This window comes from Methylobacterium trifolii, assembly GCF_022179685.1.
In the GTDB taxonomy this organism is placed as follows: Bacteria; Pseudomonadota; Alphaproteobacteria; order Rhizobiales; family Beijerinckiaceae; genus Methylobacterium; species Methylobacterium trifolii.
In genome coordinates this window covers 1-1,167 of sequence record NZ_BPRB01000212.1, presented here as the reverse complement: position 1 = coordinate 1,167, position 1,167 = coordinate 1, and the positions used below count along the sequence as shown (strand labels likewise).

General features: G+C 73.4%; 1 protein-coding gene. It reads right to left on the bottom strand.

Annotated features, from left to right (window positions below; genetic code table 11):
- A partial coding sequence (locus COGEMETH_RS18105) for an efflux transporter outer membrane subunit (protein ID WP_238184001.1) occupies positions 1-1,017 on the bottom strand: 1,017 nt, incomplete at its 3' end.
- Between the last annotated feature and the right edge of the window lie 150 nt (positions 1,018-1,167).

Genomic DNA, 1,167 nt, shown 5'->3' with positions numbered 1-1,167 from the left:
GGGGCGCTGCTGCACGAGGCGCGAGGGCAGGCTCACCGGGAGCTTGGTCGGCAGGCGGAGGGAGGCCAGGGTGAAGGTCTCGGCCACCTCCTCGGAGGGCAGCCGGCCGGCGAGCGCCGTGAGCAGGTTGCGCTGCTGGGCGAGCTGCTTCTCCAGGGGCGGCAGGAGCTGCTGCGACAGGGACAGGGAGGCCTGCTGCTGGATCACGTCGGCGCCGGCGATCTGACCGAGCGAGAGCTGCTTGTTGTAGAGCTGCAGCACCTCCGTCTGCGCCTGGATCACGCGCTTGGTCGCGTCGATCTGGGCGCGCAGGGCCGCCTCCTGGACGGCGGCGGCCACCACGTTGGCGGTCAGGCTCAGGTAGGCCGCCTCCAGCTGGAAGCGCTGGTTCTCGGCCGTGGCCTCCAGCGCCTCGATCTGGCGCCGGTTGCCGCCGAACACGTCGGGGTTGAACGAGACCAGCACCTGCGGGGTGTAGAGGCTGTAGAGGTAGCGGTTCTGGTTCTGGAGCGGCGACTGCAGGTCGAGGCCCGGTGCCTGGGCGACCAGCCCCTGCGGGTTGGCCGTGACGGTCGGATAGAGGGTGCCCTTCTGGGCCAGCACGTTCTGCTGCGCGATGCGCAAGGCGGCCTGGGCCGCCTCCAGGTTCGGGTTGTTGGCCAGCGCCTCGGCCACGAGGCGGTTCAGCGCCTTCGAGCGGAACAGGGTCCACCATTGGCCGGGGATGTCGGCGCCCGAGACGAAGCTCTGGTCGGCCGAGCCGCCCTGCCTGGTGGCGATGGCGTCGGCCGCGCTCGGGTCCTTCAGCCGCTCCTTCGTGTAGCGGGTGGCCGGCGGGTCCTCGGGGGCTAAGTAGTTCGGGCCGACCGCGCAGGCGCCGAGCCCGACGAGGCCCGCCACCACCAGCGTGCGCGCAAGAGAACCGCCGCACCGGCCGATCAGGGCCGCCCCCGCCATCACGCCCCCGATGCCCGCGCCATCCGTCGCGTAGAGGGCCGCAGCCCCGGCCGGAGTCAACGGGCCGGCGGCACCGCGCCCCGTCGCCGGCCGTCGCTGTGGCACCGGGATCACGGGACCGGTCACGCGGCGGCCCGGTGGGCGGCCGTCCGCGCGGCCGGGTCGGGCTTGCGCCGCGAGAACAGGGAGACCAGCACCGGCAGCACCACG